Source organism: Fodinicurvata halophila, assembly GCF_042651425.1.
GTDB lineage: Bacteria > Pseudomonadota > Alphaproteobacteria > Kiloniellales > DSM-21159 > Fodinicurvata > Fodinicurvata halophila.
Genome location: NZ_JBHSCW010000003.1, coordinates 808168 through 824215, shown reverse-complemented (window position 1 = coordinate 824215; position 16048 = coordinate 808168). Strand labels below are relative to the sequence as shown.

Here is a 16048-nt window from a genome sequence, read left to right as displayed (position 1 = left end):
TTTTAGCTGTGACTGAGCGTCTGACGCTGGCACTGGATGCGATGGGCGGCGACCATGCTCCGGCGATGGTTGTGCGTGGCGCCGAAATTGCGCGCACCCGCTATCCCCAGGTGGACTTCATATTCTTCGGCCGCGAGTCGGAGATCAGCCCGCTTCTCGACCGCATGAAGAAGCTGAAGGCGGTGTCGCGTATCGTGCATACGGACGAGGCCGTCTCCTCTGATGACAGGCCTTCGGTGGCCTTGCGCAATCGCAGGTCATCCTCCATGCGCATGGCGCTGGACTCCGTCAAGGAAGGTGCGGCGAAAGCCACCATATCGGCCGGGAACACCGGTGCTCTCATGGCGATGGCCAAGTTCGTCCTCAAGACGCTGCCGGGAGTCGATCGTCCGGCCATTGCGTCTTTCTTCCCGACGCTGCGCGGTGAGACGGTGATGTTGGACCTTGGTGCCAATGTCCAATGCGATGCTCGCAACCTCGTTCAGTTCACGGTCATGGGCAATGCCTTCGCCCGCTCCGTACTGGGAATCAAGGAGCCGACCTACGGGCTCCTCAACGTTGGTTCCGAGGAACTGAAGGGCCATGAGATCCTGCACGAGGCACGCCAGGAACTGAGTGGCCTGAATCTGCCCGGCCGCTTCCACGGCTTCGTCGAAGGCGACGACATTACCAAGGGCACGGTGGATGTCGTCGTGACCGATGGCTTTACGGGCAATGTGGCTCTCAAGACCGCGGAAGGCACCGCCAAGCTCTATACCGAGTTCCTGCGCGGGACGTTCCGGAGTTCTCTGCTGGCGAGCATAGGCTATCTCCTGGCGCGCCCAGCCATGCGCAAGCTGCTCAAACGTGTCGATCCGCGGCGTTACAACGGGGCTGTCTTCCTCGGCCTCAACGGCATCACGGTGAAAAGCCATGGCGGAACGGATGCCCTGGGCTTCGCGCACGCCATTGGCGTGGCAGTTGACCTGGCACGGAACGGTTGCCTGGAGACCATGGGGCGCGACTTCAAGGCTGTTGACCGGTCCACTCCCGACGAACCGGCTCAGGCGGCTGCTGTCTGATGCCATTTCGATCTCATGCCATCGGCTGTGGATCCTATCTTCCCAGCCGTATCATAACCAATTTGGATCTCGAGAAGACCCTGGACACCACGGACAGCTGGATTCGTGACCGGACCGGTATTGCCCAGCGGCACGTGGCGGCGGACGGCGAGACAACCTCCGACCTGGCGGTAGAGGCCGCCCGCAAGGTCCTGGAAAATGCGGGCCTTGCGTATGACAAGGTCGACCTGATCATCTGTGCCACGGCCACCCCGGATGAAACCTTTCCGGCTACGGCGACGCGGGTGCAGGATCGTCTCGGAATTCGCCAGGGTGCTGCCTTCGATGTACAGGCGGTCTGTAGTGGTTTTATCTATGGCCTGGCCGTTGCGGACAGCTTTATCCGTACCGGCATGGCCAAGAACGTGCTCGTCATCGGTGCGGAAACCTTCAGCCGAATCCTGGACTGGAGCGACCGAAGTACCTGTGTACTGTTCGGCGATGGGGCAGGAGCACTGCTGTTACAGGCTCAACCGGCCACCGGGGCCGAGGACGAGCCGGGGATACTGTCGACACATATCTATTCCGACGGACAACACCATGATGCTCTCTATGTGGATGGCGGGCCGTCGTCCACGGGGACGGTGGGGCATCTGCGCATGCAGGGGCGTGAGGTCTTCCGCCACGCCGTTGTCCGGATGTCGGAAGCCGTTGATGAAGCACTTGAAGAAAACGGCTTAAGTGATAGCGATATCGACTGGCTGATTCCGCATCAGGCGAATATGCGTATCATCGATTCCATGGCCAAGCGGTTGGGGTTACCCTCAGAGAGGGTGGTGGTGTCCGTCGATCGGCATGCAAATACCTCGGCCGCCTCGATTCCTCTTGCGCTGTGCGAAGCGGTCGAGGATGGCCGGATCAGCAAGGGCGATCTGATTTTGATGGATGCAATGGGCGGTGGCTTTACCTGGGGCTCCGCTTTGTTACGATGGTAACCCTTTTTTCTCACAGAACTGCCGCTCAGGGTGATTGACCGCTATAAATTAGTGGGATAACCTTTTGAAAAGTCTGGATTGGAGGCAGTTATGGCGGAAGGCACAGTCACGCGCGCCGATCTCGGTGAGGCGGTTTACCAGGAAGTCGGCCTTTCCCGAAATGAATCCATGGACCTGGTGGAAATGGTCCTGCAGGAAATGTCCGATACCCTTGTAAAAGGGGAAATGGTCAAGATTTCTTCCTTCGGTACCTTTTCCGTCCGCCAGAAGGGACAGCGGATCGGGCGCAACCCGAAGACGGGTGAAGAGGTCCCGATCCTTCCCCGCCGAGTGCTGACATTCCGGGCATCGCATGTACTGAAAAATCGCATCAACAAGAGTTGATGCGATTGTTTTATCGAAACACGTGAAGGCTCTTTTCGCTCATGGTGGCGGCACGGCAGGACGGCAAATCAGCGGCAGCGTTCAGGACCATCAGTGAAGTCTCCGACGAACTGAATGTTCCGCAGCATGTCTTGCGTTTCTGGGAAACGAAGTTTACCCAGGTGCGTCCCATGAAGCGCGGTGGCGGACGCCGCTATTACCGGCCCGAGGATATCGAGCTGCTGCGCAGTATCCGTGACCTGCTCTATCAGGAGGGGTTCACCATACGCGGCGTACAGAAACTTCTGCGCGAAGGTGGGGTGGCTGCTCTCGAGAATGGAGCTGTTTCCGGCGCCACTGTTGCCGGCCAGGTCGCGGCTGGCCTGAAGCCTGAAAAGGACCAGGCCCTGCGTGATATTCTGGGCGAGCTCAAGGAGATTTCCCGCCTGCTCAAGGGGTCGTGAGGTAACGCCCCAACTTTCCAATTGGCTGTGCTTGTCACGCCGGCGCTGTCTAGCTATACAGAGGCCCCTTGGTTCTTTTCCGTGCTTGACGAGGTCCGGAACGGAAGGGGTTTCCTACCGGAGCGTAGCGCAGTCTGGTAGCGCACCAGTCTGGGGGACTGGGGGTCGTGGGTTCAAATCCCGCCGCTCCGACCATTTGACAAGCCCGGCAGGGAATTCCCTGCCGGGCTTGTCTGCTTTCCGGGCAGAGATTATCTGTCAGTAACCCCGACAGGACAGAAGGCAGCAAAGGCATGGTGCAGACCACGGAACTGGAGAACGGCATTTACACGGCAGGCCAGATCTCACAGGAAGATATTCCGGATCTGGCAGAGGCCGGGTTCAGGACCATTATCAACAATCGTCCGGATGGAGAGGAAGCCGGGCAGCCGCCCTATTCAGACACTGAGCACGCGGCTCAGGCAAAGGGCATAAACTACTACTACATTCCCCTGACCCAGGAGACACTCACGCCTGAGAAGGTTGCGCGCTTTCGTGAGGCGATGGAAGAAGCGCCCCGTCCCGTTCTGGTGCATTGCCGTTCCGGAGCGCGCAGCACCCTTCTCTGGGCCTTATCTGAGGCACGCTACAACAAGCGCTCGACCCAGGACCTGATCGACGTGGCAGGCCGTCAGGGCAAGGATATTTCTTCGGCCAGTCCCCTGATCGATCACTACCGGGCCTGGGAAGACAGCGACGTCAAGGACGGTTAGGTATCAGGTACAAGGGGCTTATTCCGAGATGAAATGCGTGATGCTCTATGTGACCTTTGCAGATCAGGCTGCAGCCCGGGCGCTGGGGCGGAAACTTGTGGAGGCCCATCTGGCCGCCTGTGCCAATGTCTTCAGTGAGATGACGCCGATCTTTCGCTGGGAAGGTCAGATCCAGGAAGATAGCGAGGCCGTGATGATCGCCAAGACACGGGCAGAACTGGTGGAAGAGGCCACGTCTTTCATACGTCAGCACCACGACTATGACTGCCCCTGTGTCGTGGCTCTGTCTCTGGAAGGTGGCAATTCGGAGTTTCTCAGCTGGATTGTTCAGGAAACGAAGGATCCCGGCGCCTGAGGAAGGCCAGGCCTTCCGCTCTGATTGTTAGCTCAGCTTCGATTGGAAACGGCCATACTCGATCTTTGGACAGCGATCCATGACGACAGTCAGGCCGGCTGATCTGGCCTTTTCGGCTGCCTCCTCATGTCTGATATCAAGCTGCATCCATATGGTTTCGAGGCCCTTCTCCTTGGCGAGGGGCAGGGCTTCCTCCACCACTGCTCCAGCGGCTTCGGAGTTGCGGAAGATGTCCACCATCTGGAAGGTATCCGGGATCTCCGAAAGGGAGGCATAGACCTTTTCCCCCAGAATACTCTGGCCGGCCACGCCCGGATTGACTGGAATCACGCGGTGTCCCCTGGATTGCAGGAATGCCATCACCTGATGTGAGGGGCGCTCCGTCTTGGGGCTGGCGCCGACCATGGCAATGGTCCGGGCAGCCTTCAGAATATGCGGGATTTGCGTGTCGATGTGACTTGCGGCTTCCGTCATTGCGGAGAATTCCTGAAGTGATACGTGAAGGGGCCCTTGGCCTGTTCTTCTTTCATGGGACTGAGGTTGCCCCTGAAGGAGCCTTCTTGAAGGGGGGTGGCAGCATTTCAGCCATACGCCAGGGGCGGGACTGCCATGTCAAGCGGGTTGGCTGCTTGCCCAGCCGGCTGTGAGGTCCTAGCTTCTTCCTGCCTTGTAGAACACAAGAACAGAGGGAACGGCGAGGCCATGCAGGCAGATGCGGAAAGTACGGAGCATACACCACCTGGATATCCTGTCTGGAAGATCGCGCTACTGGTGGTTCTGCCGTTCGCAGGTGGCTATTTCCTGTCCTATCTCTATCGCACCGTCAATGCGGTCATATCTGGACGCATCATCGAGGATTTGCCCATTGATGCCTCCGATCTAGGGCTGCTGACGGCTTTCTATTTCCTGGCCTTTGCCGCCTTCCAGATGCCGCTTGGATTGTTGCTGGATCGTTTCGGGCCGCGTCGGGTACAGGCCAGTCTGCTTCTGGTCTCGGCTCTGGGGGCCTTCCTTTTCTCCATTGGCGTTACACTGTTCGAACTGTCGGTAGGGCGTGCCCTTATCGGATTCGGCGTATCGGGAGGCCTCATGGCCTCTCTGAAGGCCATCACCATGTGGTTTCCCGCGAAGCGCTGGCCACTGGTCAACGGCTGCTTCCTGGCCACAGGCGGATTGGGCGCTGTGGCTGCGACAGGGCCCGTGGAGGCTTTGCTGTCACTGACCGACTGGCGTGGGCTTTTTCTTGGCCTTGCGATTGCGACAATTCTCGTCTCGGCCGTGATCTTTCTTGTCGTGCCCGAGCGTCGGGACGTGGGGCGATCGCATGCCTCCTTCAGTGACCAGTGGAAGGGGGTCGTCACCATCTACTCGAGCCGTGTCTTCTGGGCCGTGGCGCCTTTGGCGATCGCCGTCCAGTCGGTCGGCTTTTCCATTCACGGACTCTGGGCGGGGCCCTGGTTGAGCGATGTGGGCGGCTTGGACAGTGCGGGCGTGGCCATGGTGCTCATGAGCATGGCATTGGCGCTGACAGCCGGTTTCGTCTTCACCGGCGTGGCGGCCGACCGTTTGCAATCCATGGGATTTACGCTGGATCAGTTGAGCGGATTGGGCGCGGCGCTGTTCATTGCCGTGCAGATACTCATCGTCTCGGGACTGGTGACGAGTGAAATCTGGCCCTGGGTCCTTTTTGGCTTCACCTCCAACATCACGGTCCTGTGCTATCCTCGCCTGGCACAGGCCTTTTCTCTGGAGATGTCGGGTCGCGTGAACACCTCGCTCAACATGATGGTGTTCATCAGCGCGTTTGTGTTGCAGTACGCGATGGGGGGCTTGATCGAATTGGCGGCCTCTGGCGGTGGCGAGAGCTACCCGCCCTCAGCCTACCGCTTTGCCTTCACGGTGGCCATTGTCCTCGAACTGGCCAGCCTTGCGTGGTTCCTGTTTGCAGTCCGGCGCCTATCGTCCCCGGCGCCAAAGGGATAACTCGAAGACGAAATAAGGCCTATGGCTCAGACGCTGAAGCTCTCACCGCAGCCGCAACGAGATTTTTCGTTGGGGTTGGTGAAGGTGAATCCGGACTCCAGCTTGTCTTCGACATAATCCATTTCACTGCCGAGCAGGAACATGGTGGAGGTCGGCTCGACAAAGATCTTTACACCCTTGTCTTCGATGATGTCCTCGAACTTCTTCTGTTCGCGGGCATACTCCACGTAATAGCTGAGCCCTGAACAGCCGCGTGTGTTGACGCCAACACGCAGTCCGAGGACGCCTTCCTCCGGGCTGTTGCTGATCAAGGACTTGACGCGGTCTGCCGCACGGTCCGTCAGTGTGAGAAGTGGGGCCATGAATTTTCGCTCCATCCTCTTAAAGCTCTCTTCCATGAATATAGCAATCAAACGCCATCAATAGAAGATGTGGATACTCAGAAGATGCCCAGCGCCAGCTTGGCATCCTCGCTCATGCGGTCCTTGTCCCAGGGAGGCTCCCAGGTCAGGACGACCGTCACCTCGCCTGTGCCTTCAACACTGGCCACCTTCTGGGCGACCTCGCCCGGCATCTGGCCGGCAACGGGGCAGGCGGGTGCGGTCAGGGTCATGGTGACATTGGTGTTGCCGTTGCCCTCGATCTTCAGGTCATAGATCAAGCCCAGGTCATAGATGTTGACCGGTATTTCCGGATCATAGACCTCTCGCAAGGCTTCCACGAGCTGTTCCTCGGTGGCGACGGGAACGTCCTCCGGCTTTGTCTCGCCGGCATGGGCGGTGGTGCCTTCCTCGGCTTCCTCCTGCATCCCGCCGGACCAGAGGTAGGGATTGTAGTGGGGCATGGCCGGGGGCATGCCTTCCATGTCCAGTGCGGGGTCAAAGACCGGTCGTTCCGGTTTGCGGTCGTCGCTTGTCATTCCGTCGTTACCTCCTGCTGGCCATCCAGTGCGGCAGACATGGTGTGCCAGGCCAAAGTGGCGCATTTCACTCGCACGGGGAACTCCCGTACGCCGGAAAGCACCTCCAGCCGCTCCAGGGCATCTTCATCACCGTCTTCGTCCGCTTCCGGCAAGGGCTCCTCCGTACAGAGCCTATGGAAGCGTTCGAAAAGCGTCCTGGCCTCGTCCTCTTTCTTGCCCTTCAGGATTTCCGTCATCAGGGACGCAGACGCCGTTGAAATCGCACATCCCTTGCCCATGAAGGCGCAATCCTCGATGACACCTTCCTCATCCACTCTCAAGTAGATGAACAGCGTATCCCCGCACATGGGATTGAAGCCATGCGCCGTCCGGTTGGCATCGTCCGGATGCCGGAAGTTGCGCGGGTGCTTCCCGTGATCGAGTATGACTTCCTGATAAAGGTCGCGCAGTTCGTCCAACATTCAGCCGAAGAGCTCCTTAACCTGGTGCAGCGCGTCCGTCAGTGTATCGATCTCCGCGCGCGTGTTGTAGAGGCCGAAAGAGGCTCGCACGGTGGCGGCGACGCCGTAGCGGTCCATGATCGGCTGAGCGCAGTGATGTCCCGCCCGAATGGCCACGCCGGCCCGATCCACGATGGTGCCGATATCGTGGGGGTGCGCGGCATCAAGCGTGAAGGAGACAATGGCCGCCTTGTTCCTGGCTTGGCCAAAGATCGTCAGCCCCTCGATCTCGGAGAGCCTGTTCTCGGCATAGGTGAGCAGGGCCTGTTCGTGCGCCGCCAGGGCCTCGAAATCCAGGGCGTTCATGTAATCCACGGCCGCCCCGAGACCGATGGCCTCCACGATGGCGGGTGTCCCGGCCTCGAAGCGATGCGGTGCCTGCTTGAACGTGGTGCGTTCGAAGGTCACCGAGGAGATCATCTCGCCGCCGCCCTGATAGGGGGGCAGGCTGTTCAGCAGATCCTTGCGCCCGTAGAGAACGCCTATGCCCGTGGGCCCATAGAGCTTGTGACCGGAAAAGGCATAGAAGTCGGCCCCCAGCGCCTGTACGTCCACTTTCATGTGCGGCACCGCCTGGCAGCCATCCACCAGAACCGGAACATCGCGTTCGTGCGCGGCGGAAATGATCTCAGGCAGGGGTGTCACGGTGCCCAGGGCATTGGAGACGTGTGTGACGGCGACCAGCTTCGTGCGGGGCCCCAACAGCTGCAGATAGTCCTCGAACAGGAAGTTGCCCTGCTCGTCGATGGGCACGACCTTTATCTCGATCCCCAGACGGTCGCGCAGCAGCTGCCAGGGAACGATGTTCGAGTGGTGCTCCAACCAGGAGATCACGATTTCGTCGCCGGGCTGCAGACGCGTCTGGCCGAAGCCGTTGGCCACAAGGTTGATGGCCTCCGTGGCACCGCGCGTAAAGACAATTTCGTCGGCGGAGTCGGCATTGATGAAGCCGGCAATCCGCTCCCGGGCGCCTTCATAGAGGTCGGTGGATTCCTGGCTCAACTTGTGCACGCCACGGTGCACGTTGGAATAACACCCCTCCATGACATCGTTCATGGCCTGGATCACCTGTCGCGGCTTCTGGGCGCTGGCCGCATTGTCCAGATACACCAGCGGACGGCCGTAGACCTCGCGATCCAGGATCGGGAAGTCTCTGCGGATCCGATCAACATTCAAGGCCGCTTCGAGATTGCTCTCGGTGGATGGGCGTTCCGGTTCGATGACGCTCGCCATGATTCAGTCGTCCTCCACCATGTCCAGCCACCTGCGCAGGCGCTGCTGCAGTGCTTCCTTCAGTGTGTCGTCCTCCAGCCCTTCGAGCGCCTCAGCGAGGAAGGATTCCACCAGAAGAGTGCGCGCGCGCCGTTCCGGCAGGCCACGACTGCGCAGGTAGAACAGGGCGTCGCCGTCCAGTTCGCCGGCTGTGGCACCATGGGCACATTGCACGTCGTCCGCATAGATCTCCAGCTCCGGCTTGGTATCGATTTCCGCCTTCTCCGAGAGCAGAAGAGTCTTGTTGAGCATCTTGCCATCGGACTTCTGAGCATCGCGGTCGACGACGATCTGTCCCTGGAAAACACCACGTGCCTTCTCGTCCAGGGCACCCTTGTAGGTTTCCCGCGTGGTGGTCTGCGGAACGTGATGGTGGATCACGCTGGTGGTATCACCGTGCTGCGAGCCGCGCAGGAGGTAGGCACCGTTCAGCGTAGCTTCCGCCTCTTCGCCGTTCAGGTGGACGTGCATCTCATGCCGGGACAGCGCGGCGCCCGTGGTGAGGCTGCAGGTCCGGTAGCGCGCCCTGGCGTCCAGCTCGGCGTGCAAGCTGGTGAGATGCCGCATCTCGGGTCCGTTTTCCAGGACGCGCACGTGCGACAGCTCGGCGTTCGCACCAAGCCGAACCTCCCACAGTGCGTTCAACAGGCCTGGCGTGGTGCCCGGACCGCCGTGGTGCTCGACCAACTGGGCGCGACTGTTCTCTTCCAGGATGACAAGGATACGCGGATGATGAGCAATGGCCTGTTCTCCCAGGCCGTCCAGGAAAAGGATTTCCAGGGGCTGTTCCAACTGCACGCCGGCCTGCAGGTGCAGGACCATTCCCTCCTCGAAGAGAGCCGTGTTCAGGGCCGTCTGGATATGGTTCTCGTCGCGCAGGATGCGTCCGAGCTCCTCCTGTAGCCACTGGGGGCGCTCCTCGAGCAGCTGAGAGAGCGGAGCAAACGTCACGCCGTCGGGAAGAGTCTCGAGTTGGCTGTGCGTCTCGGACAGCCGTCCGTCGGTAAAGGCCAGGCGGAAACGCGGCTGCTCGTCCGGCAGCAGGGAGGGAACCTTGTCCAGACTGACCTGCGGCGGAGCACTGCTGCGCGGATGCAGATCCAGATCCCGCAAGGCACGGGGCAGGTTGGTAAACTTCCACTCCTCCTTGCGGGTGGACGGCAGACCCAGTTCGCGGACCTTGTCCAGCGCCTGCGTACGCAGTTGTGTCAGCCAGGGCGGGCTGCCGTCGGGCAGGGCCGCGACATCGAAGTGCCGCTCGAAGACCGCGATATCCGTTGCTGCTTCTTTCGCCATAGTGTTCCTCGACCTCCTTCAGGCGGCCGTTTCAATGAACTGGCTGTAGCCGCTGGCCTCCAGTTCCTTGGCCAGTTCGGCATCGCCGGACTTGGCGATGCGCCCGTTGGCCAGGACATGCACCTTGTCCGGCACGATGTAGTTGAGCAGGCGTTGATAGTGCGTGATCACCAGCATGGACCGTTCCGGGCTGCGCAGCGCATTGACGCCGTCCGCAACTGTCTTGAGCGCGTCGATGTCGAGGCCGCTGTCGGTCTCGTCCAGAATGGCCAGGGCAGGTTCCAGCACGGCCATCTGGAGCACCTCGTTGCGCTTCTTCTCGCCGCCGGAGAAGCCCGCATTGACGGCGCGCTTCATGAACTCTTCCGACATTCCCAGGTCCTTGATGCGCTCACGCAACTGCTTCAGGAACTGCATGGCATCCAGCTCGTCCTCGCCGCGTGCCTTGCGGATGGAGTTGAGGGCTTCCTTCAGGAAGGTGCTGTTGGGGACGCCGGGAATCTCCACCGGATACTGGAATGCCAGGAAGATCCCGGCGATGGCCCGATCCTCCGGCTCCATTTCCAGGAGGTTCTGGCCCTTGAACAGGATCTCGCCTTCCGTGACGACATAGTCGTCGCGGCCGCTCAGCACGTAGGAGAGGGTGGACTTGCCCGAGCCGTTGGGGCCCATGATGGCATGCACTTCTCCCGCCGGGAGCGACAGGTCGACGCCTTTCAGGATTTCCGTTTCTTCAATGGTAACGTGGAGATTCTTGATTTCCAGCATGTTGCTATATTGCCTTAAAGTAGTTTCTCAAATCAGCCGACCGAACCTTCGAGGCTGATCCCGACCAGTTTCTGAGCCTCGACCGCAAACTCCATGGGGAGCTGCTGCAGGACATCTCGGCAGAAGCCGTTGACGACGAGAGCCACGGCATCCTCTTCGCTGATACCCCGCTGGCGGCAATAGAAGAGCTGGTCCTCGGAAATGCGGGACGTGGTCGCCTCATGCTCGACACGGCCCGAGCGGTTCTTGTTCTCGATATAGGGCACCGTGTGCGCCCCGCACTTCTCGCCGATCAGCAGGGAGTCGCACTGGGTGTAGTTGCGGGCGTTCTCGGCCTTGCCGCCGATGCGCACCAGGCCGCGATAGGTCTGGTTTGCATTGCCGGCAGAGATACCCTTGGAGATGATCCGGGAACTGGTGTTGCGCCCCTGGTGAATCATCTTGGTGCCGGTGTCCGCCTGCTGGTAGTTGTTCGTAATGGCGATGGAATAGAACTCGCCCACCGAATTGTCGCCCTTCAGGATGCAACTCGGATACTTCCAGGTGATCGCCGAACCGGTTTCCACCTGGGTCCAGGAGATCTTGGAGTTCCTGCCCTCGCAGAGACCACGCTTGGTCACGAAGTTGTAGATACCGCCGACACCGTTCTCGTCGCCGGGATACCAGTTCTGGACCGTGGAGTACTTGATCTCGGCATCATCCAGGGCGATCAGCTCGACCACGGCGGCATGCAGCTGGTGCTCGTCGCGCATCGGCGCCGTGCAGCCTTCCAGGTAACTGACGTAGGAGCCCTTGTCCGCAATGATGAGGGTCCGCTCGAACTGGCCGGTGTTCTCCGCATTGATGCGGAAATAGGTGGACAGTTCCATGGGGCAGCGCACACCCGGCGGGATGTAGACGAAGGACCCGTCGGTGAAGACCGCGGCGTTCAGGCAGGCATGCTTGTTGTCGGCGTGAGGCACGACGGAACCGAGATATTTCTGCACCAGTTCGGGATGGTTCTGCATGGCCTCCGAGATGGAACAGAAAATGACTCCAACCTCTTCCAGCTTCTTCTTGAAGGTCGTGGCCACGGAGACGGAGTCGAAGACGGCGTCCACGGCCACGCCGGCCAGCATCTCCTGCTCCTTCAGCGGGATGCCCAGCTTCTCGTAGGTTTCCAGAAGCTTGGGATCGACTTCGTCCAGCGACTTCGGCTTGTCGTCCTCCGACTTTGGTGCCGCGTAATAATAGGCGTTCTGGTAGTCGATCGGCGGGAAATTGACCTTGGCCCAACTCGGCTCCGGCATCTCCAGCCAGTGGCGGTAGGCCTTCAGCCGCCAGTCCAGCATCCACTCCGGCTCGTTCTTCTTGGCCGAAATGAACCTAATGATATCCTCATTCAGCCCCTTTGGAGCCGTGTCCATTTCGATGTCGGTGACGAAGCCGTGCTTGTAGCCTTCGCCCAGGTTCTTGACCTGTTCAACGGTCTCGACACTGGCTGCCATCTTTGATCACTCCTGTCATAGATCTTGTCGTCAATTGACCGGTCTCATGTCCGGCTTCTTGTCTTCTGTCGGTTCGCTCCACTCGAAGAAGTTCGGCGTCATGTCCGAGAGGCGTACGCCGTTCAGGGCGGTTCGAATGGCGCCGTTCACCTGATCCCAGTTGCCGCGCATGGGGCACATCGATTCCGATTCGCAGTGTCCGACCTGTCCGTCCACACAGGCCGTCAGGGCGATCGGTCCTTCCAACGCCTCGATGATTTCCGCCACGGTGATCTCTTCGGGGCTACGCCCCAGCCTGTAGCCGCCCGCGGCCCCGCGCTGGGAAACAATCAGACCGTCGCGCGCCAGGGCATTCAGGACCTTGGCGACCGTGGGAACGGGTACACCGGTTTCCTCGGCGATGTGTGGGGCCGTGCGTACGGTGTCCCGATTCCGGGCCATCTGGGCCAGAACCACCACCGCATAATCCGTCAGCCGGTTCAGTCGAAACATGACCTCTCCAATCCGGAGTTAATCAGTCTGGTTTCTGATTTACGTATTGCAGAGGAAAAATCAAGCACAAACCGGAACAGATTGGTCCGGTTTGTGCTGGGGTGGTGCATTTCAGCCGTGACTGCCGAGGATGGTTTCCGTTTCGCCGCCCTTGTGGCGTTCGGGAAGGACCGCGTGCAGGAAGACACCAATGATGGCGGCCAGGGCCATGGAAGAGACGGTGAAGGTCTCTCCGAACTCGAGTGTGGCGCCGCCGATGCCGATCACGAGGATGACCGAGGTGATCAGCAGGTTGCGCTTCTCGGAAAGGTCCACCTTGCCCTCGATCAGGGTCCGCATGCCGGACGAGGCGATCACGCCGAAGAGAGCGACGGAAACGCCGCCCATGACCGCATTGGGAATCGAGGAGAGCAGGGCGGCGACGGTGCCGACGAAGCCAAGGACCACGGCCAGGCAGGCGGCGCCACCGATGACATAGACGCTGAACACCCGTGTGATGGCCAGAACTCCGACGTTCTCGCCATAGGTGGTGTTGGGTGGTCCGCCCAGAACCGCCGCCAGCATGGTGGCCAGGCCATCACCCGCCAGGGAGCGATGGAGGCCGGGGATGCGCAGGAAGTTTCGTCCGACAACGCGGCTGAGGACCACCTGGTCACCGATATGTTCGGCAATGGTCACGATGGCGATCGGCACCAGGATTGGCAGGACCTGCCACGGGATCCCTTCGGCTGCCAGAAGGGCCAGGAAACCCTCGAAGTCCGGAACGCGCAAGAAGGAGGCTTCCTGAACCGGCGCGAAATCCACCAACCCGGCTACAAGCGCGGCAATATAGCCCACCGCGATTCCCAGCAGGATCGGGATGACCGAGAAGAATCCCTTGAGAATTAAGGTGAAGAAAATGATGCAAGCCATTGTGACTGCGGCAACAAGTAGCGAAGTGAGGCTGTAATCGCCACCGCCTACAGTGTTGTCGGCCATCTCGATGGCGACCGAGGCGAGACTGAGCCCGATGACCATGATCACAGGCCCGACGACGACCGGCGGCAGCAATCGCATCAGCCAGCCGACTCCGAAAGTCCGGATGGCCAGAGAGACCATCAGATAGACCAGCCCGGCGCAGAAGCAGCCGAAAAGGGCCCCGGGGATACCGGCCATGCCGGCGCCGGTGACGATCGGGGCGATGAAGGCAAAGGAAGATCCCAGATAGGCCGGGATTCGGCCGCCGGTCACCACGAGATAGAGCAGGGTGCCCAGGCCACTGGTCACCAGCGCCACGGCCGGCGGCAGGCCGGTCAGCAACGGTACGAGAACGGTTGCGCCGAACATGGCGAAGAGATGCTGCAGGCTCAAAAGGATCCAGGCCCCGGACGGCGGACGTTCGGATACGCTCAATGACCAGGTTTCCTGTTCTGACATGACTTGCCCCCTGTTTGTTGGTCCCCATGGTTCGCCCCTTGCGAACCGCTCAGGTGTTGTTCGATGGTCTCTAAAGTGTCCCGAAGAGACGGTCCCCGGCGTCGCCCAATCCGGGCAGGATATAAGCTTTCTCGTTCAGCTTCTCGTCTAGGGCCGCCGTGTAGATCGGTACGTCGGGATGCGCCTTTGCGAACACCTGGACGCCTTCCGGGGCGCAGACCAGCGTGACCAGTCTCAAATCTTCCCTGGCAATTCCGTTGCGCAGCAAAACGTCCACGGCATGCGCAGCCGAGCCGCCAGTAGCCAGCATGGGGTCGACCAGAAGGACACGCCCCGGGTTCTCCGGCAGCTTGAGGAAGTACTCGTGCGGCTTCTTGGTCTCGGGATCTCGGTAAAGGCCGATATGACCTTCGCGGGCGGAGGGAATCAGCTGCTGCAGTCCTTCGGCCATGCCAAGACCGGCGCGCAGGATCGAGACGATGGACAGCGGGCAGGCGAGGACCGGAGCCTCCATTTCCACCAGCGGCGTTTCTATCCGTTCCGTAGTCAGCGGCAGGTCGCGGGTGACTTCGTATCCGAGCAGCAGGGATATCTCGCGCAGCAACTGACGAAACAGGATGGGGGGCGTCTTCCTGTCCCGCATGAGGCTGAGCTTGTGCTGGAGCAGGGGGTGCGTGACGACGTGCAGGGAGGAGAAATCGTGTTCGCTCATGGGGCCTCTTTATGATCGTTTGCGGACGGCAAGGCAATCGCCGCGATAGCCCCGAGGGTGCTCAGAAGCCCCATGAAGAAATAGGCATGGCCCTGGAACTCACTGTAGAGCGGGCCGGCGAGGAAGAGCATGCCGCCCATGGCCAATCCCCCTGTGAGGGCGGCATAGAGAGTCTGGGCACTGGCAGCAAGTGCGGCTGGTGCGTGACCGGCGATGAAATGCATCGCCCCCAAGTGGGCAGCGGCGTAGGTGAAGGCGTGCAGGCACTGGAGCAGGCCCATGATTTCGGGAGAGAACGCAAGCGGCGTCAGGGACCAGCGAACTAGCCCGGCAAGGCCCGCCAGAATCAGCAGACCGCGAATCCCGAGTCGCCTCAGGAAGTAGGCGCCACAGGCAAAGAACGCGATCTCGGCGATGACGCCAAGGGCCCAGAGAGCTCCGATTGTCACTTCATCGAAGTCTATGCTGCGCCAATAGATGCTGCCGAATCCATAGTAGACCGCGTGACTGGATTGCAGAAGGGCCGCCGCAACAATGAAGCCCAGAAACGTCCTGTCCGCGATCAGGCTGCGCAAGGCGGCACGCTCCACTCCTCTTGCCTCCCACCGACCGGAGGGCAGCCAGCAAGCCGCGAGACCGGCGAGTCCGAGTCCCAGCATGATCAGCAGGACTATGCTGTCCGGCGAACTGCGTGCGATCAGCCAGCCACCGGCCGAGGAGGCGAGGATGAAGGTGAACGAGCCCCAGAGACGGATACGACCGTAGTCCAGCCCGTACGTTCGCACGGCCTTCATGCTGCGGCTGTCGCTGAGGGGAATGAGGGGATGGAACAGGCAAATGGCTACAAGCTGGGCAGCCAAAAGGGCCCAGAATCCGTGAAGGAAATGGAAGAGGCCGAAGACACAGAAGGCGCCTCCTGCCAGTAGCTGTGGCAGGTACACCCCATGACGCCAGCGATCCGCTGCATACCCGAAGAGCGGGGTGGCAAGGATTCTCAACCAGGCGGCACAGGCCAGGAGAATCGCGATGTCCGTGGAGGTGAGCCCCCGTGACTCCAGCCAGAGCGGCCAGAATGGCAGATAGATGCCAAGTGTGAGGAAGATGGCCGCCTGCAGCGAGGCGTAGGGGGCGGCCAGCTTGAGATTCGTTCCGAGACTCACGGGTAGGTTCGACCTGCTGCTGGAGACCGTCCTCAGCCATAGAGGATCGGGCTGGGAATTGCCAGTTCCAC

19 protein-coding genes and 1 tRNA gene are annotated in these 16048 nt (G+C 60.6%); 8 read left to right on the top strand and 12 right to left on the bottom strand.

Annotated features, from left to right (window positions below; translation table 11 throughout):
• The first annotated feature begins 8 nt into the window (after nucleotides 1–8).
• The 7 genes from plsX to cutA all read left to right on the top strand — a co-directional run bounded on the left by plsX (nucleotide 9) and on the right by cutA (nucleotide 3969).
• Complete coding sequence (plsX, locus tag ACFOW6_RS08725) at nucleotides 9–1061, top strand: phosphate acyltransferase PlsX (RefSeq protein ID WP_382421947.1); 1053 nt, start codon at nucleotides 9–11, stop codon at nucleotides 1059–1061.
• Entirely contained in the window at nucleotides 1061–2035 is a 975-nt protein-coding gene (locus ACFOW6_RS08720) for a beta-ketoacyl-ACP synthase III (RefSeq protein ID WP_382421946.1), read from the top strand. The genes plsX and ACFOW6_RS08720 overlap by 1 nt, the downstream gene beginning before the upstream one ends.
• A 90-nt stretch (nucleotides 2036–2125) precedes the next feature.
• Nucleotides 2126–2419 (top strand): integration host factor subunit alpha, encoded by a 294-nt coding sequence (locus ACFOW6_RS08715; RefSeq protein WP_382421945.1) that lies wholly within the window; start codon nucleotides 2126–2128, stop codon nucleotides 2417–2419.
• A gap of 41 nt (nucleotides 2420–2460) precedes the next feature.
• The gene (locus tag ACFOW6_RS08710) at nucleotides 2461–2862 is read left to right on the top strand and encodes a MerR family transcriptional regulator (protein ID WP_382421944.1); all 402 of its coding nucleotides are present in this window, start codon (nucleotides 2461–2463) and stop codon (nucleotides 2860–2862) included.
• A 118-nt stretch (nucleotides 2863–2980) separates the two neighbouring features.
• A tRNA-Pro gene (locus ACFOW6_RS08705) sits at nucleotides 2981–3057 on the top strand.
• Between the two features lie 20 nt (nucleotides 3058–3077).
• Nucleotides 3078–3614: a TIGR01244 family sulfur transferase gene (locus tag ACFOW6_RS08700; protein WP_382422107.1), complete on the top strand. Its 537-nt coding sequence runs from the start codon at nucleotides 3078–3080 to the stop codon at nucleotides 3612–3614.
• Nucleotides 3615–3642: 28 nt separating this feature from the next.
• Nucleotides 3643–3969, top strand: a complete 327-nt coding sequence (gene cutA, locus ACFOW6_RS08695) for a divalent-cation tolerance protein CutA (RefSeq protein WP_382421943.1) — start codon at nucleotides 3643–3645, stop codon at nucleotides 3967–3969.
• 27 nt (nucleotides 3970–3996) lie between these two features.
• On the opposite strand, the gene ACFOW6_RS08690 is transcribed toward cutA, so the two are convergent.
• Nucleotides 3997–4443 (bottom strand): CoA-binding protein, encoded by a 447-nt coding sequence (locus ACFOW6_RS08690; RefSeq protein WP_382421942.1) that lies wholly within the window; start codon nucleotides 4441–4443, stop codon nucleotides 3997–3999.
• A gap of 228 nt (nucleotides 4444–4671) precedes the next feature.
• On the opposite strand from ACFOW6_RS08690, the gene ACFOW6_RS08685 reads away from it, so the two are divergent.
• Nucleotides 4672–5952, top strand: coding sequence for an MFS transporter (locus ACFOW6_RS08685; protein ID WP_382421941.1), 1281 nt, complete (start codon nucleotides 4672–4674; stop codon nucleotides 5950–5952).
• Between the two features lie 26 nt (nucleotides 5953–5978).
• On the opposite strand, the gene ACFOW6_RS08680 is transcribed toward ACFOW6_RS08685, so the two are convergent.
• From ACFOW6_RS08680 to ACFOW6_RS08630, 11 genes are all read right to left on the bottom strand, one after another.
• On the bottom strand, nucleotides 5979–6314 hold the full coding sequence (locus ACFOW6_RS08680; protein ID WP_382421940.1) for a HesB/IscA family protein: 336 nt from the start codon (nucleotides 6312–6314) through the stop codon (nucleotides 5979–5981).
• Nucleotides 6315–6391: 77 nt separating this feature from the next.
• A complete protein-coding gene (locus ACFOW6_RS08675) occupies nucleotides 6392–6871 on the bottom strand; it encodes an SUF system Fe-S cluster assembly protein (protein ID WP_382421939.1) in 480 nt (159 codons plus the stop codon).
• Nucleotides 6868–7335: a Fe-S cluster assembly sulfur transfer protein SufU gene (gene sufU / locus ACFOW6_RS08670; RefSeq protein ID WP_382421938.1), complete on the bottom strand. Its 468-nt coding sequence runs from the start codon at nucleotides 7333–7335 to the stop codon at nucleotides 6868–6870. The genes ACFOW6_RS08675 and sufU overlap by 4 nt, the downstream gene beginning before the upstream one ends.
• Nucleotides 7336–8607 (bottom strand): aminotransferase class V-fold PLP-dependent enzyme, encoded by a 1272-nt coding sequence (locus tag ACFOW6_RS08665; protein ID WP_382421937.1) that lies wholly within the window; start codon nucleotides 8605–8607, stop codon nucleotides 7336–7338.
• Nucleotides 8608–8610: 3 nt separating this feature from the next.
• Nucleotides 8611–9942: a Fe-S cluster assembly protein SufD gene (gene sufD, locus ACFOW6_RS08660; protein ID WP_382421936.1), complete on the bottom strand. Its 1332-nt coding sequence runs from the start codon at nucleotides 9940–9942 to the stop codon at nucleotides 8611–8613.
• Nucleotides 9943–9960: 18 nt separating this feature from the next.
• Nucleotides 9961–10710 (bottom strand): Fe-S cluster assembly ATPase SufC, encoded by a 750-nt coding sequence (gene sufC / locus ACFOW6_RS08655; RefSeq protein WP_382421935.1) that lies wholly within the window; start codon nucleotides 10708–10710, stop codon nucleotides 9961–9963.
• A 32-nt stretch (nucleotides 10711–10742) separates the two neighbouring features.
• Nucleotides 10743–12197, bottom strand: a complete 1455-nt coding sequence (sufB, locus tag ACFOW6_RS08650) for a Fe-S cluster assembly protein SufB (RefSeq protein WP_382421934.1) — start codon at nucleotides 12195–12197, stop codon at nucleotides 10743–10745.
• 30 nt (nucleotides 12198–12227) lie between these two features.
• Entirely contained in the window at nucleotides 12228–12689 is a 462-nt protein-coding gene (locus tag ACFOW6_RS08645; protein ID WP_382421933.1) for an SUF system Fe-S cluster assembly regulator, read from the bottom strand.
• 111 nt (nucleotides 12690–12800) lie between these two features.
• Nucleotides 12801–14105, bottom strand: a complete 1305-nt coding sequence (locus ACFOW6_RS08640) for a uracil-xanthine permease family protein (RefSeq protein ID WP_382421932.1) — start codon at nucleotides 14103–14105, stop codon at nucleotides 12801–12803.
• Nucleotides 14106–14175: 70 nt separating this feature from the next.
• The gene (upp, locus tag ACFOW6_RS08635; protein ID WP_382421931.1) at nucleotides 14176–14817 is read right to left on the bottom strand and encodes a uracil phosphoribosyltransferase; all 642 of its coding nucleotides are present in this window, start codon (nucleotides 14815–14817) and stop codon (nucleotides 14176–14178) included.
• Entirely contained in the window at nucleotides 14814–15977 is a 1164-nt protein-coding gene (locus ACFOW6_RS08630; RefSeq protein WP_382421930.1) for an MFS transporter, read from the bottom strand. The genes upp and ACFOW6_RS08630 overlap by 4 nt, the downstream gene beginning before the upstream one ends.
• Between the last annotated feature and the right edge of the window lie 71 nt (nucleotides 15978–16048).